This is a genomic window from Pontibacter cellulosilyticus (assembly GCF_014306105.1).
Lineage (GTDB): Bacteria > Bacteroidota > Bacteroidia > Cytophagales > Hymenobacteraceae > Pontibacter > Pontibacter cellulosilyticus.
In genome coordinates, this window is the sequence record NZ_JACRVF010000001.1 from 252,097 (window position 1) to 275,644 (window position 23,548).

19 protein-coding genes are annotated in these 23,548 nt (G+C 42.5%); 14 read left to right on the top strand and 5 right to left on the bottom strand.

The features are described 5' to 3' along the window. Positions 1 to 76 precede the first annotated feature (76 nt). The 5 genes from dndC to H8S84_RS01055 all read left to right on the top strand — a co-directional run bounded on the left by dndC (position 77) and on the right by H8S84_RS01055 (position 6,830). Positions 77 to 1,414, top strand: coding sequence for a DNA phosphorothioation system sulfurtransferase DndC (gene dndC, locus H8S84_RS01035; protein WP_187065420.1), 1,338 nt, complete (start codon positions 77 to 79; stop codon positions 1,412 to 1,414). Further along, entirely contained in the window at positions 1,404 to 3,497 is a 2,094-nt protein-coding gene (gene dndD, locus H8S84_RS01040; protein ID WP_187065421.1) for a DNA sulfur modification protein DndD, read from the top strand. Before dndC ends, dndD begins: the two co-directional genes overlap by 11 nt. Further along, the gene (locus tag H8S84_RS01045) at positions 3,487 to 5,040 is read left to right on the top strand and encodes a DndE family protein (RefSeq protein WP_187065422.1); all 1,554 of its coding nucleotides are present in this window, start codon (positions 3,487 to 3,489) and stop codon (positions 5,038 to 5,040) included. The genes dndD and H8S84_RS01045 overlap by 11 nt, the downstream gene beginning before the upstream one ends. Before the next feature lie 9 nt (positions 5,041 to 5,049). Continuing rightward, complete coding sequence (locus H8S84_RS01050) at positions 5,050 to 5,571, top strand: hypothetical protein (protein ID WP_187065423.1); 522 nt, start codon at positions 5,050 to 5,052, stop codon at positions 5,569 to 5,571. 68 nt (positions 5,572 to 5,639) lie between these two features. Beyond that, positions 5,640 to 6,830 (top strand): DGQHR domain-containing protein, encoded by a 1,191-nt coding sequence (locus H8S84_RS01055; protein ID WP_230407009.1) that lies wholly within the window; start codon positions 5,640 to 5,642, stop codon positions 6,828 to 6,830. Between the two features lie 8 nt (positions 6,831 to 6,838). Here H8S84_RS01055 and H8S84_RS01060 read toward each other — a convergent pair whose 3' ends face one another. The 4 genes from H8S84_RS01060 to H8S84_RS01075 form a co-directional block, all read right to left on the bottom strand. Continuing rightward, complete coding sequence (locus H8S84_RS01060; protein WP_187065425.1) at positions 6,839 to 7,987, bottom strand: cysteine desulfurase family protein; 1,149 nt, start codon at positions 7,985 to 7,987, stop codon at positions 6,839 to 6,841. 46 nt (positions 7,988 to 8,033) lie between these two features. Further along, entirely contained in the window at positions 8,034 to 9,167 is a 1,134-nt protein-coding gene (locus H8S84_RS01065; RefSeq protein WP_187065426.1) for an MBL fold metallo-hydrolase, read from the bottom strand. Between the two features lie 435 nt (positions 9,168 to 9,602). Next, a complete protein-coding gene (locus tag H8S84_RS01070) occupies positions 9,603 to 10,157 on the bottom strand; it encodes a 3'-5' exonuclease (protein WP_187065427.1) in 555 nt (184 codons plus the stop codon). A 17-nt stretch (positions 10,158 to 10,174) separates the two neighbouring features. Beyond that, complete coding sequence (locus H8S84_RS01075; protein ID WP_187065428.1) at positions 10,175 to 10,321, bottom strand: hypothetical protein; 147 nt, start codon at positions 10,319 to 10,321, stop codon at positions 10,175 to 10,177. Between H8S84_RS01075 and H8S84_RS01080 the strand changes: the two genes are divergently transcribed. From H8S84_RS01080 to H8S84_RS01120, 9 genes are all read left to right on the top strand, one after another. After that, the gene (locus H8S84_RS01080) at positions 10,314 to 11,273 is read left to right on the top strand and encodes a CvpA family protein (RefSeq protein ID WP_187065429.1); all 960 of its coding nucleotides are present in this window, start codon (positions 10,314 to 10,316) and stop codon (positions 11,271 to 11,273) included. The genes H8S84_RS01075 and H8S84_RS01080 overlap by 8 nt on opposite strands. Before the next feature lie 571 nt (positions 11,274 to 11,844). Beyond that, complete coding sequence (locus tag H8S84_RS01085) at positions 11,845 to 12,285, top strand: hypothetical protein (RefSeq protein WP_187065430.1); 441 nt, start codon at positions 11,845 to 11,847, stop codon at positions 12,283 to 12,285. Between the two features lie 4 nt (positions 12,286 to 12,289). After that, positions 12,290 to 13,378, top strand: a complete 1,089-nt coding sequence (locus H8S84_RS01090; protein ID WP_187065431.1) for a toxic anion resistance protein — start codon at positions 12,290 to 12,292, stop codon at positions 13,376 to 13,378. Positions 13,379 to 13,381: 3 nt separating this feature from the next. Then, positions 13,382 to 13,582, top strand: coding sequence for a hypothetical protein (locus H8S84_RS01095; RefSeq protein WP_187065432.1), 201 nt, complete (start codon positions 13,382 to 13,384; stop codon positions 13,580 to 13,582). 403 nt (positions 13,583 to 13,985) lie between these two features. Next, positions 13,986 to 14,915 carry a hypothetical protein gene (locus H8S84_RS01100; RefSeq protein WP_187065433.1) on the top strand — a complete coding sequence of 310 codons (930 nt, stop codon included), beginning with the start codon at positions 13,986 to 13,988 and terminating at the stop codon, positions 14,913 to 14,915. A gap of 137 nt (positions 14,916 to 15,052) precedes the next feature. Continuing rightward, the gene (locus H8S84_RS01105; protein ID WP_187065434.1) at positions 15,053 to 16,081 is read left to right on the top strand and encodes a synaptic vesicle VAT-1 family membrane protein; all 1,029 of its coding nucleotides are present in this window, start codon (positions 15,053 to 15,055) and stop codon (positions 16,079 to 16,081) included. A 120-nt stretch (positions 16,082 to 16,201) separates the two neighbouring features. Continuing rightward, positions 16,202 to 17,551 (top strand): sigma-54-dependent transcriptional regulator, encoded by a 1,350-nt coding sequence (locus tag H8S84_RS01110; protein WP_187065435.1) that lies wholly within the window; start codon positions 16,202 to 16,204, stop codon positions 17,549 to 17,551. A gap of 8 nt (positions 17,552 to 17,559) precedes the next feature. Further along, the gene (locus H8S84_RS01115) at positions 17,560 to 21,219 is read left to right on the top strand and encodes a response regulator (protein ID WP_187065436.1); all 3,660 of its coding nucleotides are present in this window, start codon (positions 17,560 to 17,562) and stop codon (positions 21,217 to 21,219) included. A gap of 260 nt (positions 21,220 to 21,479) precedes the next feature. Next, positions 21,480 to 21,884 carry a response regulator gene (locus tag H8S84_RS01120; protein WP_187065437.1) on the top strand — a complete coding sequence of 135 codons (405 nt, stop codon included), beginning with the start codon at positions 21,480 to 21,482 and terminating at the stop codon, positions 21,882 to 21,884. 220 nt (positions 21,885 to 22,104) lie between these two features. On the opposite strand, the gene mnmE is transcribed toward H8S84_RS01120, so the two are convergent. After that, the gene (gene mnmE / locus H8S84_RS01125; RefSeq protein WP_187065438.1) at positions 22,105 to 23,484 is read right to left on the bottom strand and encodes a tRNA uridine-5-carboxymethylaminomethyl(34) synthesis GTPase MnmE; all 1,380 of its coding nucleotides are present in this window, start codon (positions 23,482 to 23,484) and stop codon (positions 22,105 to 22,107) included. Positions 23,485 to 23,548: the final 64 nt, after the last annotated feature.

Consider the following 23,548-nt stretch of genomic DNA (forward strand, 5'->3'; position numbering starts at 1 on the left):
TAGAATTGCAATTAATATTTCATATTTTTAATACTTTAAATTAATATTACTCGATTACCCTTTCAAAAAAAGCTAAATGCTATTCAATATAAATTATCTAGAGGCGGAGATTATAGACCAATATTTACATGACGAAAATCCTGATCGTCCGTGGATAATTGGTTTTAGTGGTGGAAAAGATTCTACTATGTTATTGCAGGTAGTATGGAATGCAATAAAAAAAATTGAGGAAGTAAGCTGGACCAGAGATATCTACATAGTTTGTAATGATACACTTGTAGAAAATCCCAAAATTGTTCTTTTCATCGAGAAGACCCTTAAGAAAATTGAAGAGGCTTCTGTTAGAACAGGTATGCCATTCAAAGTGATAAGAACTATACCTAGACTTGAAGATACTTTTTGGGTTAATTTGATTGGTAAAGGCTACCCAGCACCAAGTAATACCTTCAGGTGGTGTACTGAACGCTTAAAAATTAATCCTACTACTCGTTTTATTCTTGATAAAGTAAGTGAAAAGGGGGAAGCTATTATTTTATTAGGTACGAGAATAGATGAAAGTTCTTCTAGAGCTAGGTCTATTAAAAAGCATGCAATAAAGGGTAACAGACTCAGAAAGCATATGCTACCTAATGCATTCGTGTATGCCCCAATAAAAGATATTACGACAAGTGAGTTGTGGCAATATCTAAATCAGGTGCCACCTCCATGGGGTGGCACTAATAAAGAGCTTGTTACTCTTTACCGTAATGCCAATAGCGGTGACTGTCCTCTAGTTATAGATGAAACTAGTCCAAGCTGTGGTAATAGTAGATTTGGTTGCTGGGTTTGTACTGTTGTTAAAAGAGACAAATCAATGGAGGGGCTAATCGACAATGGAGAAGATTGGATGGAGCCTCTCATGGATTTTAGAGACTACCTAGTAGAGACTCGAGAAAACGGCGAAAAGTATAGAGAAAAGTTTGGGCGTGACGGTAGAGAAAAACCAGAAGGGTATTACGGGCCATACAAAAGCTGGGTAAGAGCAGATTTCCTTGAGAAACTTCTAATTGCACAGAAAGAGATTCAGGAAACGGAAGGTGGCGTGGAGCTAATTTCTCATCAGGAGTTAATAGCTATACAAGTAACTTGGTATCGTGATGGAATCTTCAACCATAAAGTAGCAAACATTTACAACCGCATCTACAATAAAGACCTTGATATGAGCAAACAAGAAGAAAAGTTTAGAGTTGAAGAAGAACTTCTTAAAAAGTCTTGTAAACAAGACCTTGAAGAGCTACAGTTGATTCAAGACTTAGTTGGTATTCAAAAAAAGAAAGCCTTACTGCTTCGTAAAAGGGGTCTTCAAAATGATATTGAGGTAAGGTTGGAAGAGTATTTAGAAGTAAAGAAAGAGGTAGCAGGAAATGATAATTAAGGAGATAGAGCTCTACAATTTTAGGATTTATAACGGGCTTAATAAGATTGACTTCACTTCTGAAGACGATAAAAACATATTTATTGTAAGCGGCAGAAATGGTTTTGGAAAGACTACTTTTCTAATGTCATTAGTATGGTGCCTTTACGGTAAGCAGATGCAGGATGTAGATGATCTATATAATAAGGAAATATCTGATCAAGGAGGTTATAGTAAGTATATTGTTAACTCTTTGAACCGCCTTGCGAAAGCTGAAGGAGATACAAAGTTTTCAGTTTCTATCACATTTAATAATGTTAACATTGCTGATATTCCTTGTAAAGAAATTAAGGTTACCAGAAGCTTTGATACAATAACCAGCACAACTGATGAGGTAGAAATTTTAGTAGATGGATATGCAAATGAGCTATCAAAAGAAGTAGGACCTGAGATTTTCATTAGAGATTTTATACTGCCTAAAGAGATAGCTAAGTTCTTCTTTTTTGACGCAGAAAAGATCGTAACTCTTGCTGAAATAAATACAGCTGAACAAAGAAGGAAGCTTAGTCAAGCTTATTCGGAAGTGTTGGGTATAAAGAAGTATGAGGATCTAAAAAATGAACTGGAAACTTTACAGCTTAGATTAAGGCAAGAGTCGGCAAGCAGCAAAGAAAGGATTGATCTTATAAACCTGAAAAGAGATGTAGAATCCTTTGAGGTTAAGATCGAAGATAATCAAAATCGCATTTTAGAACTAAAAGAAAATCGCAGCGAAAAAAATAAAGAATCAAGGGATATTCAAGAGAAGTTAATCCGTGCTGGTAGCAAAATCACCATGGAAGAACTTGCTGAGTTACGTATCGACGAGGAAAAGTTGTCATTACGTCTTAAAGAGCTGCAAAATGAGCTCAAAGAAAGTTATGAGTTGATTCCGTTCGCAATTTCTGGTGGAAAGCTTCTTGAAGTTTCAAAGCAAATTAGCAATGAAGCAGACTTTAAAGCAGCGAAATATCAAGTCGATAATGTAAAAGAGGCTACTAATAAAATTCTTACTGAACTAGCTAATATTCAACGACCAGATGATTTAGTAATTGACCATCGTATTAGAACGTTCTATCAGAATACTTTTCACGAGTTAATTAAGAAACACTTTTACCCTAATACCCCAGAATTGCCGGATGACTTTCCGACGCTGCATGAGTTTTCAAGCACTCAAGTAAATGAGATAAACTCTCTAATTAATAATATCAAACTATCTTTTAAAGAATCATTCAAGAGAATTAATGGTGATTATTTAGAAGCTAAAAATGATCTTAATTCAATAAGAAGAAAAATAAAAGATGCTGAAGCTAATCAGGAAGATCCGGTAATAGCCATTTATAGGACTAAGAAAGATGCACTTGATAATGAAGTAATCCATATTGATCAGACTATTGATTCACTTAACCGTGAGATAGGTGAGTACTCCAATGAGAAAACTCAGAAGCTGAAGAACATTGAAGCAATTTCCAGAAAATTAGATGTAGCTGCAGCAAACAAAGATAAAGATGAGTTGGCTTCACGTCTGGTGAATAATCTCAAAGAATTTATAGCTGACTTTAAAGAACAGAAGAAAAAGTCACTTGAAGAGCAAATACTTAAAGGCCTGTCAACTCTAATGCATAAGAAAGGATTTATCAAAAAAGTAAGAGTTGATATTATAGGGGAGGACATTGACATTGTTTTACTCAACAATAGAGGAGATGAGATCAAAAAAGAATCTCTGTCTAAAGGTGAGCAGCAGATGTATGCTACTGCACTTCTTCGAGGACTAGTTGAAGAATCTGATATCCAGTTTCCTGTATTTATAGATTCACCAATGCAGAAGTTTGATGAGCACCATGCGGAGAACATAGTTAGATATTTCTACCCTAATGTATCTGATCAAGTTGTGTTGTTCCCTTTGATCAATAAGGAACTGACCTCAAAAGAGTTTGACATTCTATTCCCAAGTATAGCGGGTACCTTCTTGATTAATAATATACATGAAGATAAGTCCGAATTTAAGTCTATTGCCCCTAGTGAATTTTTAAATACATACAACAGTCTGTATAATGCAATTTAATATAAAGACTTCTGAGGCCAACAAGGTAGTTGTACAGGAGCTTACAAGGAGAATAAATTTACCTTCTGAAAACCATATATCAAGAATTGCTTTTAGCTATTCACTTGCAAAAGGTGAGAAGCTCAATCTTGAAACAGATTTAAAAGACAGTAAGGGGAAAGAGTACAAAGATGATATCCTGTTTGGTAGCTACCGTGATTATTATATCGCTCTGACCTGCCAGCACTATGGTTTGTACAAAACTGATGCAAGCATTGGTAAGTACATTAAAATGCATATTGATCATGGTCTTGAATTAATCAATAAGCTTTTCGAAAACAACAAAAGCTATTCTGGCCTTGACTTCCTCTTAGAAAATGTAGCTAAAGGTATTGAAGCGTTGGAAGATGCTGAAATTAGCTTAGATGCGGTTAAGAACTTTAACCAGACGATAAAGAAAAGCTATTATGCTGATGCTATTAGGATTTTGGTTGGGAAAGAGATTGATTCTGAGGAGGAGATCTTTTTTAATCTAAATGACACTTCTATCCATAATAATGCACACGTAGCTGTTGCAGGTAATTCAGGCACAGGTAAAACTTATTTTGCTAATAACTTCCTGAAACAAGTAGTAGAGTCTTCGAAAGGTGAAGTAAATTTCATATATCTTGACTTTAAAGGTTTAAAGAAGGAAGATGAGCAAAGCCTTAAACCATTCTTTGATCAAACCAAAGCAGTCTATATCGATGCCCCTCATACTCCATTTCCGCTTAATCCACTCTCATTTATTGACAATGTAAATGAGAAAAATAAAATCATGGGCATCAACAAGTTTGTTGATATAATCGAAGCCTACTCTGGAATCGGTAAAAATCAAGTACAAACATTAAGAGATGCTACCCGTGATGCATTTGCTGCGAAAAAGAATGGAGAGTACCCATCTTTTACTGACATATATAATTTTGTCTTAGATGCTGAAGGTGATAAAGCTAGCAAGCTAAGAGAAGTGCTGCAGAGTTTAAGTGAATTAGAGCTATTTGAATCTAAAGTTGATCTAAAAAATAGCTTCTTGAATAAGAACCACTATTTAAGTCTTTCAGGTGACTTACCTAAGGCTGTACGGTTTACAGCTGTTTTTTTAATAATTAACTATATCTATAACATATTCATGAACATGGAGAATGCCCCAATTGAGGGTAAGTACCAAGGTATGCGATATGTTCTTCTTATAGATGAAGCTCATGTTATTTTTAAAGAGAAGAAATCTCAAGACTTGCTTGAAAAGATTCTCAGAGAGATTCGCTCTAAAGGTGTCTCAGTTGTTCTACTTTCTCAGGGCATAGAGGAATTCAACCAGCCTTCTTTTGATTTCTCAAGCATGTGTGAAACAGCTTTCTTGTTTGATATCAAAGACAAAACAAATCTTAAGATGATGAGCAAGTTTTTAGGCATAGGAGAGAAGGAAGCAAATAAACTTAAGAGTAGTATGGAGAAGATTCAGAAATATCAGGTTGTTTCTAATCTTAAAGAGTTCAAGGCTGGAGAATTATTTAAGACAACTTAGTTAAGACATATGAGTGGCTTTAGCCTTTACACTAATAAAAGAATTAAAAAAGAAAAAAGCACAAGATGGTTGAAGTTCTTTATTGACTTTGACTTTAGTAAGAAGAACCATACTAAGCTCCGAAAATACATTTCGAGTTGGGCACCTCCATTGTTGTTCAATAAAGCTAATAGAAAGCTTGTTCCTAATCAGCCGGGGATCTATTTGTTCTTTGTTAAACCAGATAAACAACTCTTTAATGAACAATCATATATATTATACATTGGTTATTCAATGAACCTTTGGAAAAGATATGGTGACTACATTAATAAGTACAAACCTTCTGAGGAGCCTAATTATTTTCATAGAAGATTGATGTTAAATGCTTGGGAAGACAGCCTCTATTATACGTTTCTTGAACTTAAAAACCATACACAGGCGGAAGTAATGGAAATAGAAGATATGCTAATAGATTCCATGGTTCCTCCAATTAATAGAGATTTTACTCACGCATTTATAAAAGAACAAGTTAGAATTAATAGAATGCAATAATGCAGAATAGACTTATTTTACCATGCCTCACGGGTAAGTTTGGCACATGGAGGTACTTCAATGTCATCATGAAAGTCAAAGATGTTGTAAATGAAGACACTGGTGTGAAGTCTGTCCCTGAGTCGAAGAAGATTTATACTTCAAAAAATTTGAATGAAATTCTTCAGAGACTAGAGGATCCTAAAAGGATTGAGCCCCTTAAAAAATACCTCCTGATGCAGAAGGATCGATACTTTAATAGTCTTACTGTTGCTATTACTGATGGTGACCCTCAATGGCACCCAATTGCTATTCAACAAGATGAGAAGTTTTCAGAAGATAATATTGAATATCTTAATCTTAAATACGGAATATTAGAGTTAACAGGTAAAGAAGATCTTTTCATTTTAGACGGTCAGCACAGATTGCTAGGCTTAAGGGAAGCCATGAAAGATAGCCCTAAAATTGGTGAAGAAGAAGTGTCTGTAATGCTTGTAATACACGAAGATACAAATGAAGGTAAAAAGAAATTGAGACGCATTTTTGTGGCTCTTAATAGAAACTCTAAGCCGGTATCAGAAGGTGAAAATATAGTATTAGAAGAAGATGATGTATCTGCAATTATTGCAAGACAATTAGTTGAAAGTTACAAGCCCTTCCAAAAAAATAGCGTCATTGCCTTTAACAAGAATTTAAATTTGAAGCAAGGCGCGAAGGATCTGCATAAATTTACTTCACTACTAGCATTATATAATATTAATGAAGTTATTTTTGATAACGAGAGGTTTTACGATAAAAAGATCCAAGGCAAATTCGTTAGAATAAGACCAAGTGATGAACTTATTAAAGCAGCTTATAAGGATGCAGAGGATTTCTGGAATATGTACTTTGATACCTTTCCTAAGGCTAAAGCTTTCATAAACAAACCATTAGATTATGAAGGTTATAAACTAGATGATGGAGGGTTGTTCTACCTGCGACCTATTGGACAAGAACTAGTTGCCTTATATTATGAATATCTGAGGCTTGAAAATAACCTGAAATTTTTTAAACCTAGTTTAAAAAAAGTTGAAGAAAGATTAGACAGCGATTTTTGGAAATATATCTTGTTTAATCCTCATACTGGAAAAATTCTTATGAATAAAGGCATTGCTCTTTCATACTTACAGTATAATTTAGGGCTTGCTATTCCAGCCAACAAGCTTAGTGTACTCCGTTCGAATTACAAAAAGAATTCTGGAGAACTAGAACTTAATTTACCTAAGCCAAAATATATTTAATTGAGATTTTATAGCCCATTTAAAGCACGTAATTGGCAAATCAGATTTTTCAACTTAGATATAACAAATAATATTTCTTCAATTGTATTAGTCTTCCCAATGCTGAATCGAATACTTGAAAAAGCGTCTTCTTCACTATAGCCAAGTTCTATCAAAACATGACTAGGTTCTATTGAAGCTGATGTACAAGCACTTCCATTACTGACAGCGATTCCATCTAAGCCCATAATGATGGCGTCGCTGTCAACACCTTTAAACAGGATGTTTGATGTGCTAAAAATTCTTTGATTTTGGTTACCGTTAACTATAGTGTCATCTATCTTTAAGAGCTCCGCCTCAAGATAATCTCTAAGTTCCTTAATTTTGTCTTGATTTTCAGACATTTCATTTTTAGCTATTTCGCAGGCCTTTCCAAGAGCAATTATACCTGGAACATTAAGCGTTCCACTTCTCAGACTTCTCTCATGGCCACCACCATGTATAAGTGCCTCCAATTTTACTCGTCTTGGTCTGCGCTGACGAACAAATAGAGCGCCAATACCTTTGGGAGCATACATTTTGTGTCCTGAAAAGCACATTAAATCTATACCTAATTCGTCAACATCAACTTTGATTTTACCTACAGCTTGCGTAGCATCAGTCATAAATAAAGCACCTGTTTCATGAGCTATCTCAGCAATTTCTTTTATTGGCTGGATCACACCAATTTCATTGTTTACTAGCATAACGGAAACAAGGATTGTATCAGGCCTAATAGCTTGTTTAAGAACCTGTAAATCAAGCAGACCATCTGACTGAACAGGTAAGTAGGTAACTTCAAAGCCTTTAGTATCTAAAAATTCACAAGTATCAAGTATGGCTTTATGCTCTGTGCTAACAGTTATAATGTGCTTACCTTTTTTGCTATAGTTTTCTGCCACTCCTTTTATTGCAAGGTTTATAGCTTCTGTAGCACCTGAAGTGAAGATTATTTCATTTGTTTCACTTCCAATTAAATCTGCCACCTGTTGCCTCGCATTTTTAACTGCCTCATATGCACCCAAGCCAAATGGGTGTGTGCTAGCTGCATTTGCAAAGTTATCAGTTAGGTAAGGCATCATTGCCTCCAACACTCTTGGGTCTACTTTGGTTGTAGCGTTATTATCGAGGTAAATCATATCTATCTTAAAAGAATAAATATACTACTCATTTTGGAGTTTCTACTTATTTCACATACTCCCTCCACCAATCCGCCTTCGGCGCTTTCTCTCCTAAAATCACTGGCTGCCCAATACGAGGCGTAGCAATATTCACTTGCAGCTCTTTTGCTTTTGCAGTTACACGCTCTATTGGATCAGTCCAGGGGTGAAGGGCAAGGGCGAAGGTGCCCCAGTGGATGGGCAGCAGTAGTTTGCCCTTCAGGTCGAGGTGCGCCTGTACGGTTTGCTCGGGCATCATGTGTATGTTGGACCATAGCTCGTTATACTGGCCATTCTCCAGCAGCGTAATATCGAAGGGGCCATACTTGTTCCCGATCTCCTTAAAGCCGTCGAAATAGCCGCTGTCGCCGCTAAAGAAGATCTTGTCTGTTTTGCCCTGTATTACCCAGGAGGCCCAGAGGGTTTGCATCCTGTCGGAGAGGCTGCGGCCCGAAAAATGCCGCGAAGGGGTAGCCGCAAATGTAAGTCCCTGGAAACGCGCTTCCTGCCACCAGTCCAGCTCTGTTATCTTACCTGCCGGCACGCCCCAACGTTCTAGGTGCGCCCCCACGCCAAGCGGTACAAAAAAGTGCGTGGTTTTCTCATTCAGCTCTTTAATTGAGCCATAGTCCAGGTGGTCGTAATGGTCATGCGAAATCAGGACGGCGTCTATCTGGGGCAGCTGCTCCAGCGTTATAGGCAGCTCCGAAAAGCGCTTAGGTCCCATAAAGCTGAAAGGGGAGGCCCTGTCGCCCAACATGGGGTCCAGCAGCAGGCGTTTGCCATCCAGCTCCACCATAAAAGCCGAGTGCCCGAGCCAGGTTATCACAGTGGCCGTGTCCTTTGTATTCGCAATTTTACCGGAGTCCAGCTTTACAGCAGGCAACATATGGTCTGGCTCCAGGTTGTCGTCTTTACCAAACAGCCTGGAGGTAATTGCCTTTACAGTGCCCTTAAAGCCTAAGTCCATGTTGGTCTCCACCGGGTTCTGAAACTCCCCGTGCCTGTAGTTTGGCGACTGGCGAATTTTCTCCATGCGCTGCCCTTCTGCCTCGGCACCGAACTGCGGCGATAGACTTGTAAGCGAGCAGCCGGCTATTATCGCCAAAAGCACGGTTATACCCAGCACATAAAGTATAATTTTAAAAGATAGCTTCATAAGGATCTGGCGTGCATACGTGGTAGCAACATAAGAAGGCAGGCTGAGGTTTTAAAAGCCTGGGTAGTAATTAAAGTCATCGTGTGTGTAAAGGTTTGCAAGCGCTGCAATCCATCTTTTTGAAATATGTGTGACAGTACACAGCCACAACTGCCATCCTAAAAGTATGAGAGGATGTAAACATTCTGTAAATCAGGTAGTTTGCTTTAGTAAAAGCAAATAAGCTTGGTTTCTTTGTTTAACGACTTAATATATTCTGCCTATGACACCTAACATGGCTCTTGCCTTACTTTTAGTCGGTTCGCTGGCATACTTTGCCGTTGAGCTGGCCATAGATCAAAATTAGCCTTTCTGGTTATTGATCTTCTCAGGTCTTGTTAATGTACTTGCTTTGGTTCTTTTAACCAGAGAGCAATGAATATAAAGTATGTGTGCTCAGACGCGGCTGATCTTGCTACCCATCCTGGCATCGAAATCTGCCTCCGATGTAGTGCCTGTCAGTTCGATGGCCCTTAAGGAAAGCGCGGCACAGGCCTGTGCATCTGAGGCAGCGCGGTGGTGCTGGAAGTCGATGCGGTGCAGGTTGCAAAGCGTTTTCAGGTCATACTTGCTCATACCTTTCCAGATGATCTTGGAGAACTTCAGGCTGCAGGAGTAGCGTGCCTCCGGTAGTGGCAATTGATATGTTGCCAGAGTCTTTCGCAGCACGCTCATATCAAAGCTGGCATTGTGGGCTATGAGTAACTGCCCCTCCAGGTAGGGCTTCAGCACAGGCCACAGCTCCCTGAAATCAGGTTGATCTTTAACGTCTGAAGGCTGAATGCCATGCACTGCTACATTAAAATGATTGAAGTGCGGGTAGTACAAAGGCTTTATCAGCCAGGAGCGTGTCTCTACAATTTGCCTGTCCCGAACCACTGTTAAACCAATCTCACAGGGGCTGTCGCGTTGCGGCGTAGCTGTCTCGAAATCTATCGCTATAAAATCCATCACTCAAAGGTAAGGATTTAGGCAGACACACTTCCTTCAAAATTATAAGTATAGAAGCTTCTCCAGCTTAGCCAACTGTTATATTCAAAATCATTTATACTTGTAGCGATAAAATCGTAAATTGGGTAAGGTGTACCATGCTCATTCTCCTGGCTTATGCTCAATTATGTAGATGTTTTGTTGCTTCTGATGATAGTGGGTGGCGCTATAGCCGGTGCGAAACGCGGTTTTATACTTGGCATGTTCGACTTGCTCAGGTGGGTAGGTTGCCTGGTGGCGGGCCTGCGGTTTTACCCTGCCATGGCCAGTCTGCTGGGCACCTTTATCAGCCTGGAAGATACGTTTCTGCTGCCGATATCTTTTTTCATCGTGGTGCTGCTAACGGGTATACTGCTTTCGTTCCTGGAGTCGCTGCTGCTCGATAAACTACACCCCGATACACACGTCCGGACACTGAACCGGGTGATGGGGCTGTTGCCAGGGGCGCTAAACGGTACCATTACCGTAGCGATAGTAGCCGTGCTGCTCCTGGCTTTTCCGCTGCCTGATGGTTTGGAGATGCGGGTGCAGCAGAGTTCGGTTGCCAACCGCTTTGCAGCATATGCCTATAGGGCAGAGGTGGAGCTGAAACCTGTGTTTGAAGGTGCAGTACAGCGCAGCCTGAACAATTTAACTATCAGTCCGGAGTCGGGGGCTACGGTAGAGTTGCCTTATACTATCGAACGTGCAGAGCCACAGCCCAAACTGGAGGCAAGAATGCTGGAGCTGATTAACCAGGAACGCAAAACTCATGGCCTCAGACCGCTGCAACCTGACACCGCCCTTCGCACTGTAGCCCGCCAACACAGCGCCGACATGTTCAGGCGAGGTTACTTCTCCCATTACTCCCCCGAGGGTGACGATGCAGCCGAAAGAATACGTGAAGCAGGCATCCGTTTCTGGGTTTCCGGTGAGAATTTGGCACTGGCCCCCTCACTCTCGATCGCCCACCAGGGCCTTATGAACTCCCCCGGCCACCGCGCTAACATCCTGCAGGAACGCTACGGCAGGGTAGGGATTGGCGTGCTGAAAGGCGGCCCGGGCAAGCTGATGATTACACAGAATTTCAGGAATTGAGTAGGTTCTGGAGTTTGAGTTGTAGCTGCAGTGGCCTATCCTAAAAAGTCCTGTTTTTGTAATAGTAAAGGGAGCGTAGCTATACCGACAGAATATTTTCAGCTAATCATAATGGTGCTTATGCGCACAGTCCCCCTTTGAAGGGGGTAGGGGGATGACATTCGTTCTCTGATCAAGTTAGCCTATACTTTGTTTTCCGCAGTTCCGGGTCAAACCACCCCTTTATCCCCTCCTTATCCAAGGCGGGGAACTCTGGCATTACTCCTGCAAATGTAAAAAGTACTATAGCTGGTGCCTAACCATTAATCAATTAATGCCTATCGGTACAAGGATTGGCACTTCGAGTTATAGGACGATGAAGAATGAAAGCTTGAACTACTTAGGTGGCAGAAGAAGTGGTAAGTATAAATTCCCCGCCTTAGATAAGGAGGGGTTAGGGGTGGTTGGACCCGGTGCTACAGCTAAATCCTGCCCATATTTCTAATCCTGAAAATCCTGATTCAGACAATTTTGCCGCTTTCCCCGTATAGAAAGTATAATCTACTTTTTCGCTTAAATAGTACCATCAAACATGATCATTTTTTGGACGTTTGTAATAGGAGCCGTGCTGGGGTATGTGTTTGGGCACTACATAAAGCCAAATTACCGCCTGCAGAAGGTGTTAAAAGAACTCAGAGCTAAAAGTATAGCCGCCCTCGAAGAAGGCAACAAAGGCGTTTACAAGACCATTGTGACGGAGCATGAGCAGTCGTCGGAGCTGGTGGTGGAGGTGCAGGAGCTTGCCGTTACCCAGTCCGGGCTGGTGAAAGTACAGTACCTGAGCGCATACTATAAGAACCCGGGTTTCCGTACTAAAAAAGGCGAGGCGCTGCTGCGCGAAGTACGCGACCTGTTGGGCGAATACCTGCCCCTGGAGGAGATTGAGTGGTACGAGACCACCGAACGGCACGAGAACATTAAAAAGTACCTGCATACCTTAGATACCTATCCTAAAAAACAATTTGGAACCTGAAACTATGGCTGAAAAAGACCTGACGATTGCCGAGAACAAAGAGCTGATACAGCAAAAGGCACTGGCAATCTCCAAAACCATCGACCCTGGTAACCCTGAAACCCTTAGCAACTTTGGCGTAGAGACGCAACGCAAGCTCGGCCACTACTCAAACGAATTGCTCAGCAAAGTAAGAGCGAAAGACTCAGGAGAGGCCGGCACGGCCATTAACGAGCTGCTGTCCCAGATCAACATGATCAAGATTGACGACCCGGACGAGAAGCGGGGCTTTTTTTCGCGCCTGCCTTTCGGTAAAAAGCTTCAGGACCGGGCAAAGCGCATTGCCAGCCAGTACAACTCTATCTCTGACAACGTAGATGATGTGGTGGTAAAGCTGGAGAAAACCCGCCAAAGTATACTGAAGGATACTACCAGCCTGGAGGTAATGTTTAACCAGGCCGTGGAGTACATTCACGAGATACGTGCGGTGATTGCTGCCGGTAAAATGAAGATCGAGGAACTGGATAACGAAACCATTCCGCAACTGCAGGCAGAGGTAGAAAACAGCAACCAGGACGAGCTGGCGGTACAACGATTAAGCGATATGGTAGCCTTTAAAGAGCGGCTGGAGAAGAAAGTGCACGACTTCACGCTCTCCCATACCATTGCCACCCAGTCGATGCCGCAGATACGCATGATACAGACGGCTAACGATGTGCTGGCCCAGAAGATACAGAACTCCATAGTTACCGTGATACCGGTGTGGCGCCAGCAGGTGGCCATTGCCCTGGGGCTGGAGAAACAGCGCAAGGCCCTCGAGATCCAGAAGAAAATCACGGATACCACCAACGAAATGCTTCGCAAGAACTCAGAGCTGCTGAAGAAGAATGTGGTAATAACCGCCCAGGAAAACGAACGCGGCATTGTAGACGTGGACACGCTCAAAAAAGTAAACCGCGACATGGTGGAAACCCTGGACCAGGTGATAAAAATATCGGAAGAAGGAAGCAAAAAGCGCGAAGAGGCCGTGAAAGAATTGGCCGCCGTACAGGAAGAGCTGAACAGCAAGATCATTGGCACCTTCGGTAAATCAAAGCAGATAGAAGTGGAGTAAGCCATGGCAGTGTACAGAAGCGGAAATACGGGAAATGAGCCTGTTATCACAGAGCGTGTCCTGACAGCTGAGCAGGAGGAATTGTTGGACCTGTACATTCAGCAGCTGGACAACTATTTTGACGAATTGAAGCAGGCAGAGACAACAGAGATAGCCATCGAAACCATGCACCTCAGGCGTATTCTTTCTGGTAAGCGGAAGTGAAGTAGGGATGCCTTGGTTTTGTAGATGATCTGATCTACTGGGGCACTTTCTGGATATGGATTACTCATGCCTTACCTTAGATGCCATTAACTTAGTTTAAGCATCCTCAAGTTGTCATCTCGAACACCGTGAGAGATCTATTTAAAACTAGTACAAGAGTATTCTATAAAGATCTCTCATGATGTTCGAGATGCCAAGGGGGATATATACTTCCGAAAATTCAATGCATTGGTCAGGAGCACGCAAATCACTTTAATGGAAAGTATATAGTAAATGCTCTAAATTAATAGCATTCTATTTGCTTTATTCGACTTCCCGTGCATATTCAAAATAGAGCTTAACTTTTCTTTCTTATCCTGAGTTATAGGAGTATAAGACTATTAACTGCATACTTGTTTTCCCCATGATCAGCTTCTTTCGTAGACTTTTCGGTTACGGTGGCTCCTCAAGCTATAGAACAGTGGCAGGTGCACCTGCTGCACCCTTTGCGAATGAGGCGGAGTATCTTCGGAGTTCAAATAAAAGGCTGAGCACGCTGCACGAGTTATACCTGAAGTATAAAAACACTCCCCATGGCCCGAAACTGCAGACAGTGCTGGAGCAGACAAAAAAGATCCATAGCTACCTGGTCACTAAAAAACGGTTGCACGAACTGGAGCTTTTCCATTTGCAGCACACGGATCATTTTATAAATACTTTCTCGGTTATCATAGAAGTATACCTGCGGCATGCTGCGCCTGTTGTGGTAACCACGTCTCCCGTTCCACAAAAAGCAGCTGCTCCTTCGGCGCCTGCGCCCCAGCCGTCACCTTCGCAACCAAGGCCAAAGGTGCAGCGGCATGTGTCTCAGCGTCCGTTCGAGGAAAAAGTAGAAGACGTGCTCCGGAAGATAGAGTCGGAAACAATACGGGGCATCAACACTGCGCATAAGGTAACCGAGATGGTCAGGAGAGTGGCAGGCCAGGCTCCTACCTTTATGCCGCCTTCGCCGGCACCTGCTTTTGGCAAGGCTTCTTCTTTGTCTGTGCCGGTTATCGCCATCGACACTTTTTCAAGGATCTACTATGTAAGAGAACTGGAGGGTGAGGGAACAGTAAGGGGAGAGATCGGCTATACTTCTACTGATGAAGAAAAAGAGAATTTCCTGCTGCACATTTCTTCGCGGCTGGGCATCGATCGAAGTTTGCTAACCTACCGAGGCAATACCATACTTGCTATTCCCGGAGGACCTACAGCTTACATGCCGGTAGTACACTGGAATGATTGCGCCTATGTGATTACCATGCACGATTACCGCCTTTTTCCAGTCAAAACTCAACAGCGTGGCAAGTAGCTATACTTTAAATTTTATCATATTTATTAATTCCTGAAAACAGCCAAAGTATAAAATGCTAATGGTTGCGATTTATCTAATTTAACAGGCAACAGCAGAATCCAGTATACAGGTTAATACTTAAGATAACGTAGCCCATGATCGAACGCCAGGTGTACCGCATGCTCAAAGCAGGATCAATAAACGATTTGAGACTGCAAACAGAAGCACTTGAAGATCCCAATGCAGATGAAGTGTGTGTGAGGGTGAAAGCTATCGGCCTCAACTTTGCTGACATTTTTGCCCTGCAAGGGCTCTACAGCGCTACTCCCAAGGGGCCTTTTATACCTGGCTTAGAGTTCTCCGGTGAAGTATTAGCCATAGGAGAAAGTGTAACGGAATGGAAGTTAGGCGATAGGGTGATGGGAGTTACAAAGTTCGGAGGTTATACTTCACACATCAACATCGATCATCGCTACATTATTCCGCTGCCCGATAACTGGACTTACGAAGAGGGGGCAGGCTTTCTGGTGCAGGGGCTTACGGCGTATTATGCGCTAACCACACTAGGCAACCTGCAGCCCAACATGGCGGTGCTCATACACAGTGCGGCCGGCGGCGTGGGTATATTGGCTAACCGCATTTGCAAAAAGTTTGGTGCCTATACTATTGGTACAGTGGGCCGTGCCGGTAAAGTAGATTTTCTGCGTAAAGAGGAGGCTTATGATGCCATTATTTTACGGGACGGTGACTTTTATGAAAAACTGATAGACAAGCTGCATGGCCGTCCGTTGTGCCTGATCATGGAGTGTATTGGTGGCAAGATACTGAAGCAGGGCTGGAAAGCACTGGCCCCGATGGGGCGCATGGTGGTATACGGCAACGCCAGCTTTACCAGCCACGGCGCAAAGCCAAACTACCCAAAACTGATCTGGAAGTGGCTGAAACGCCCGAAAATAGACCCACTACGTTTACCGACAGAGAACAAGTCGCTGATGGGATTTAACCTCATCTACCTCTACGAGCAAACCGAGATGATGCACCGCCTCCTGGCTGGATTAATGCAGCTTCAGTTAAGGCCGCAGCACGTGGGGCATGTCTTTCCATTTGAACAAATGCACGAGGCCATCCGCCTGTTTCAGCAAGGTAAAACAGTGGGCAAGGTGGTAGTAACGGTAAGGGAGTAGTTAGAAAAAAAATCAGTGAATAAGTGTATCAATCAATTTAGCAGACAGTTTTTCTTCTAGGTATACTTAAATAATCTAAAAGAGGAGTAACTTGACTAGCAAAACCAGAAGCAGACAGGAATGGCTCAATTTAAAATATTTGTTGTAGAGGATGATCCTTGGAGCGGGGAGCTTATTAACTACCATCTTTCGCAAAACCCAGACTATGAGGTAACAGTTTTTACAACTGCTAAGGAATGTCTGGAAAACTTGTATAGTCAGCCGGATGTGATCTGCATCGATTATGGCCTCCCGGACATGACGGGCAATAAACTCCTGGAGAAGATCCAGGCATTTAATAAAGACATTCCGGTTGTTGTAATCAGTGGGCAGAGTGATATATCAGTAGCGGTAAACCTGCTTAAATCAGGAGCAAGTGATTACCTGATCAAAGACGATAACATGAGTGTGTTGTTGTGGAATGCAATTGCTAAGATCAGGGAGAAAGCATCGCTCAAACAGCAGGTGGATGGCCTAAAGGCACAGCTTGAGCAGAAGTATGATTTTGAGAAATCAATAATCGGCCAAAGTGCAGCAGTCCGGAAAACTTTTGCTTTAATTGAGAAAGCAATTAAATCGAACATAAACGTTTCTATTACAGGCGAAACCGGTACAGGAAAAGAGGTAGTGGCAAAGGCGATTCACTATAACAGTGAGCGTAAGAAAAAGCCTTTTGTAGCTGTAAATATGGCTGCCATACCCAACGAGCTGATGGAAAGCGAGCTTTTCGGCCATGAAAAGGGAGCGTTTACAGGGGCAGCCGGAAGAAAAATCGGCAAGTTTGAAGAGGCGCAGGGCGGCACTATTTTTCTGGATGAGATAGCTGAACTGGACCTGAACCTGCAAAGCAAGATTCTGCGTGTACTGCAGGAGCGTGAAGTAACCCGTGTGGGAGGTAATGAAAAGGTAAAACTGGACTTTCGTCTGATCACCGCAACGCATAAAGACCTGGCAAACGAAGTACAAAAAGGAAACTTCAGAGAAGACTTATACTTCCGTATTATCGGCCTGCCTATTGTGCTGCCGCCGCTTAGAGAAAGAGAGAACGATGTGCTTATACTTGCCAAACATTTTATCGGTGAGTATGCCAGGGAAAACAACACAAAGCCACTACCGCTATCAGCTGAGGCGAAAGATAAGCTGTTGCAATATAGTTTCCCGGGCAACATCAGGGAGCTAAAAGCCATTATCGACCTGGCTTGCGTGCTCAGCGATGGGGAGGAGATTTCGGCCGAAGACATTACTTATACTTCTGTAAAGTCAGAGGAACCATTTAAGGCAGTAGAAAAAACCTTGCATGAGTATAACTGCGAAATTATCCAGTATTATCTAAACAAGTATAATAAAAACGTTGTCTTGGTAGCGAATAAGCTTGGTATTGGTAAGAGCACCATCTATAACCTCATTAAAAATAAAGAGGTTGTTGTTTAGCCTGCTGTATGTCTCCTCTAAATATCTCTTCTATGCCACATAATGCCCCTGTTCCGGAAAATGAAAGCGAGCGCCTGGATGCTCTTCTCCATTACGATATTCTGGACACTACACCAGAGGAAGAGCTAGACGCCATAACTAAACTTGCTTCTCATATTTGCCAGACACCTATTGCGCTGATTAGTATACTAGATGGCAAAAGACAGTGGTTTAAGTCTAAAATAGGTTTGGACATTAGTGAAACCGGCAGAGAGATTTCTTTTTGCCGCTACGCTATCATGAATAAGGAGGGATTGGAAGTACCCAATGCGCTGAAAGACGAACGTTTCAAAGATAACCCTTTGGTTACCGGCAAACCTGATATTCGCTTTTATGCTGGCGTGCCGCTGGAGAACCCGGAGGGGCTAAACATGGGTACGCTCTGCGTGATCGACAGTGTGCCACGTACCTTAACACCAGAACAGAGAGAGGCGCTTAAGGTACTGTCGAAGCAGGTAATGATGCATTTTGAACTACGAAAACAAAACCAGCTCTTAAAAAGAGAGCAGGAATCGCTGAAGAAAAAACGCGAAATGCTCCAGGCCATTTCAGAAGCTACCGACGAACTTCTCTCTAACAGCGATTACCTGGAGGCAGTGCACAATTGCCTGCCCATGCTTGGCAGTGCAGCAGGAATAGACTGTGCTTACTTATTCCGGGTTAAAAGCACAGATAAAATTAAGGGGCAGGTAAGCGAGCAATTAGCTAGTTGGAGTGCTGTCAGCGAAAGCAAAGAGGTTGTTCTGTTTCAGAAAGAAGTTGCGCTTTCATTAAGCGAGAAACACCTTGACAAGCTTAAGAAGTATGAAAACATCGACCTTAATGAAAGCGACACAAGTGAAAAGGATGACTTAAGCAGTTATCTCAAAGCAAAGCACATTAATTCCTCTCTCATACTACCTGTTATAATTGGAGGCGAATTGTGGGGCTTTATAGGGTTTGGCACACTCGCAGAGGGGCATGTATGGAGTGAGTCAGAACTGTCTCTGTTTAAGAGCTTTGCCAACAGTGTGGCAAATGCCGTAGACCGCGCAGCAGTAGCAAAACAGGCAGAAGATATGGCCCTCTTCTCTCTGGAGAATCCCTTTCCGGTAGTTCGAGTTGACTTAAATGGTAAGGTGCTTCTCAGGAACGCACCTGCAGAGCATATTTCCAAAATTGAGTTGAATGGAAAAGTTTATTCTGATCTTGAGTTCTTTTCACTTATTGCGCAGCAGCTTACACCAGTTAAGCCAATTAAAACTTGGGAGGTAACGCATAAACAAAGGCATTATAATGTAATTGCCCGGTTATCTGAGCTAAAGAAGCATATTAACATTTACGCCACTGATGTTACGCACCAAAAAAGGGCAGAGGAGTTGCTGATTGCTTCAGAAGCCAGAATGGCAGCTATTATACAGAACCTGCAGGCCGGTATACTTTTGAAAGATGAAAACCGAAAGGTTATTCATGTAAATAAGAAGTTTCATCAGCTATTTAACTTGCCCGATTCAGCTATTTCGCCAGGTGAGGACTATGCTAATGTAACTGACAAGATCAAAACACTTTTTAAAGACCCCAAAGCATACAAAAACAGGATTGACCAAGTAGTGCAAGAGGATAAGCCTTGTTTAGGTGAAGAGCTTGAGCTGGCAGACGGCAGGTGCTTTGAACGAGACTTTATTCCTATCATCATTAACAACACCTACAAAGGACATCTGTGGAAATACATGGATGTAACCGAGAGGAAAAAATACGAAACTAACCTTAAGACACAGGAGGAGAAATACCGCAGCATTATCACCAACATGAACCTCGGCTTGCTAGAGGTGAATAATGATAATGTAATTCTGAGCGCTAACAATACGTTCAGTAATATCTCGGGGTATAGTTCGGAAGAATTGGTTGGGAACAATGCATTAAAACTGCTGGGTATAACAGAGGATCGGAAAAATACGATTGACCTGCAGGGGGTATTTGATATTGCCAGACTGCCCGTGCAGAATAAACGCGGTGAACTGCGCTGGTGGCTGCTGAGCGGCACTCCAAACTATAATGATATGGGCCAAAAGACTGGTGCTATCATCATTATTCTGGATATAACCAGGCACAGAAAGCTCGAAGAAGAGCTGCTGGTAATGCGCCAAAAGGCAGAAGAGTCGGCTAAGGCTAAGGAGCAGTTTTTTGCCAACATGAGCCATGAAATCCGGACCCCTCTAAATGCTATCATTGGTATGGTCTCTGAGTTATCTCGAGAGGACCTTACAAACCGTCAGAAACTGTTTGTGACCCACGCAACTTCTGCAAGCCAGCACCTGCTCTCATTGGTAAACGACATACTGGATATTTCTAAAATAGAAGCAGGAAAGCTGGAGTTGGATAGCAGCCCATTTAGTTTGCGTGAGGTGCTCCGGGAAGCAGAAATCATAATGAAACCCGCTGCCAATGAAAAGCTGCTGAATTTCAATGTATCTGTCTCAGAAAAGGTTTCTCCTGCTTTTTTAGGCGATCCGATTAGAATCCGACAGGTGCTGATCAACCTTATCGGCAACGCGATCAAGTTCACGGAAAAGGGAAGTGTTTCCGTTTTATGTGAACTGATGGAGAGGAACAGCTATTCGCAGAAAGTAAAGCTCACTATCGCAGACACGGGCATTGGTATGGATGAAGCGTATCTGAAGGATTTGTTCAAGAAGTTTACACAGGAAGACATCTCTACCTCCAGGAAGTATGGAGGGACAGGCCTTGGCATGAGTATCACGTATGAGCTGGTACAGCTGATGAATGGCAGCATTGACGTTAAAAGCGAAAAGGGTAGCGGAACCCGGATAGAACTGGTCCTTAACTTTACTGTCGCAAACGAAAATAATGTTCCGGCATCCGCTGTTGCCGGTAGTACCGAGAGCCTGGACGGTAAGCGGGTGCTACTGGTGGAGGATAACGAAATGAACCGTATGGTAGCGGCGAACACGTTGCAGAGGTATAAACTGATTGTAACGGAGGCTACCAATGGAGCAGAAGCTATAGAAAGAGTAAAGGAAACAGAATTCGATTTGATCTTGATGGACCTACAAATGCCGGTAATGGATGGTATTGAGGCAACAAAAATTATTCGAACCCAACTTCATTTAACTACTCCGATTATTGCTTTTACAGCCAATGCCTTCAAAAGCGAGATAGAGCAGCACCTGGCTACAGGTATGAATGGTTATGTTACCAAGCCCTTTGAAGAAAGGGTGCTTTTAAGTACCATACAACAGATGCTATATCAGACAGCAGGAGTTGTTAATGAGACGGAAGAGCTGCAGCATACTAAACTATACGACCTGAGTAAACTGATTGCAGTCAGCCATGGCGATATGGCTTTTGTCCGTAAAATGGTTGATTTATTTAAAGTGCATACCCTCTCCTCAGTGGAGGAAATCAAGGAAGCCTTTAATGAAAAGGATTACGACAAGATCAGGAAGGTGACTCATCGGATTAAACCAGGCATCGAAAAACTTGGAATTACCACCCTTAAAGCGGACATCCTTGCCCTTGAAGAGTTTGATACATCAGCTTTTACACCAACTGAGCTGCATGAGGCTATTACACGGCTAGAAAGTACATTAGCTAAAGTTATATCCGCCCTCGCCAATGAGGAGCTGTAAACCTCATCTACCATTAAACTAAAACTCCTGCGCAGTGCGCCGCTCTTAGAGCAGAAAGGCATAGTTAGTATTCATTATCTATGTCTCAAACGTCTTTTCATGCGTTATTGCACCTTTGTTTAGCTATGGAAAGTTATTCCATTTGTTGGAAATATAATCCTTAAGTATGAGGTTAACTTACTGATTGTTAGGTAAATAAATTTGTGGCACAGCCTTAGCTCATGGGATGTAAAATTTACCGCATGAGAGATGATTCAACCATGAAGATATTTATAGTGAACGATGATATCTTTAGTCTGGGGCTCTATGAGGAGCAGATCAAAAGTTTAGGGTACTATAATATCAGTACATTTAAAAGCTGTGCCGCTACCTTAGAAGAACTGTCGAATGCACCTACCATTGTCTTATTGGATTACAATACTGCCGACATGAACGGTTTTGAAGCCTTGAATCAAATTAAAAAGCAGAACCCCTTAATTTATGTGATTATGTTTATGATGGAGGACAGACTGGATTTGGCAGCAATGGCGCTACAAATGGGAGCCTTTGACTCTATATTTAAAGATGGGCAGGAACTCCAGAAGATTAAAGAAGTGCTTTTCCAAATAAGTGAAATCCAACAGGTTTTATACTTCAAGAAGCCTCAAAACCAAAGTATAACCTAACAGCTGGCTTTTTTACAGGGGATGCTATCCCTGTATGTCATTTGACGTTTTTAAATGGTATACATTAGGACCCACTCATATACTCTTTGCTGATCTCTTAAGACTCGGACATATTTCAAGCTGAGCAAGACAGAATGATGTAAAACTAATTGAAAAGAAGAGAACCGCTGCTTTATAGCTACAGCTTCTTTTAGGTTATCTCTTAAGTTTTACATAAACGCTACTTTCCGATGCAGAACTTTGTAAAAATATTATCCAGCAAATCATCTGTTGTGATCTCACCCGTGATCTCACCTAAACTATAAAGTGCCCTGCGAATATCGGCAGCAACAAGGTCGCCGCTTAAGCCCAGGCCAATGCCATTGAGCACATCGTCCAAGGCAGCGTTTGTTTTGTTCAGGCTGTCTACGTGGCGGAGGTTTGTTACAATTGTCTGGCTTTGTGTGTTGAGTTTCCCCAGATTTACTTTGTTAACCAAGGCCTGCTTTAAATCTTCTAAGTTGGCGCCTTCAGCGGCTGAGATTTGCACCAGGTTATCTATACTTTCAAAAGCTACCAATTTCTCAGGTGCTGCCTGGTCAATTTTGTTGGCTACGGCTACTATAGGAAGCTTTTTTGGATTCAGCCTGTCCAGTTCGACTTGTACTTCTTCGGCTGTTACCTCGGTAATATCGAACAGGTAAATAATCAGGGAAGACTGGCTTAGCTTCTGCATGGTACGCTCAACGCCGATGGCTTCTACCTTGTCGGTTGTTTCCCGAAGGCCGGCAGTATCAATAAAGCGGAAAGTGATACCATCGATGTTGATTTCATCTTCAATAAAATCACGGGTAGTACCCGGCACATCCGATACAATGGCTTTTTCTTCGTTCAGCAGCTTATTGAGCAGGGTAGACTTGCCGGCATTTGGTTTGCCCACAATTACCGTAGGCACGCCGTTCTTGATTACATTACCCAGCTCGAAAGATTTAAGTAGTTCGCGAATGATGAGCTGTATATTACCAATAAGCGTGCGCAACTGGTCCCGGTCGGCAAATTCTACATCCTCTTCACCAAAGTCCAGTTCCAGTTCTATCATAGAGGCAAAATGTACCAGTTCAGCACGCAATCTTTTGATCTCCTGAGAAAAGCCACCGCGCATTTGCTTCATAGCCACCTCATGGGAAAGCGCAGAGTCGGAGGTGATAAGGTCAGCCACCGCTTCGGCCTGGGCTAGGTCGAACTGTCCGTTCAGGAAAGCGCGTTTGGTAAACTCTCCGGCATTTGCCAGGCGTGCGCCATGCTTCAGCAACAGCTTTACAATTTGCTGCACAATATAATCGGAACCATGGCAGGAAATCTCCACCACATTTTCTTTCGTGTAGGAGTGAGGAGCCACAAACAGTGAAACCAGCACCTCATCCACAATCTTACCCTCATCTCTTAAGGTACCAAAGTGGATTGTGTGGCTGGCTTGTTTGGTCAGGTCTTTCCCTTTAAATATATCGTTGGTAATGCTGATAGCCTCAGGCCCTGAAAGCCTGATGACAGCAATTGCACCTGTGCCTGGAGCAGTAGCTACAGCTACGATGGTATCGGTGTTGTGCAGTGGATTGATCAAATCAAGTATAAATTATGCGCGGTGCAAATTTACACATTAATTGGCAGAAACAGGATTATCGGGA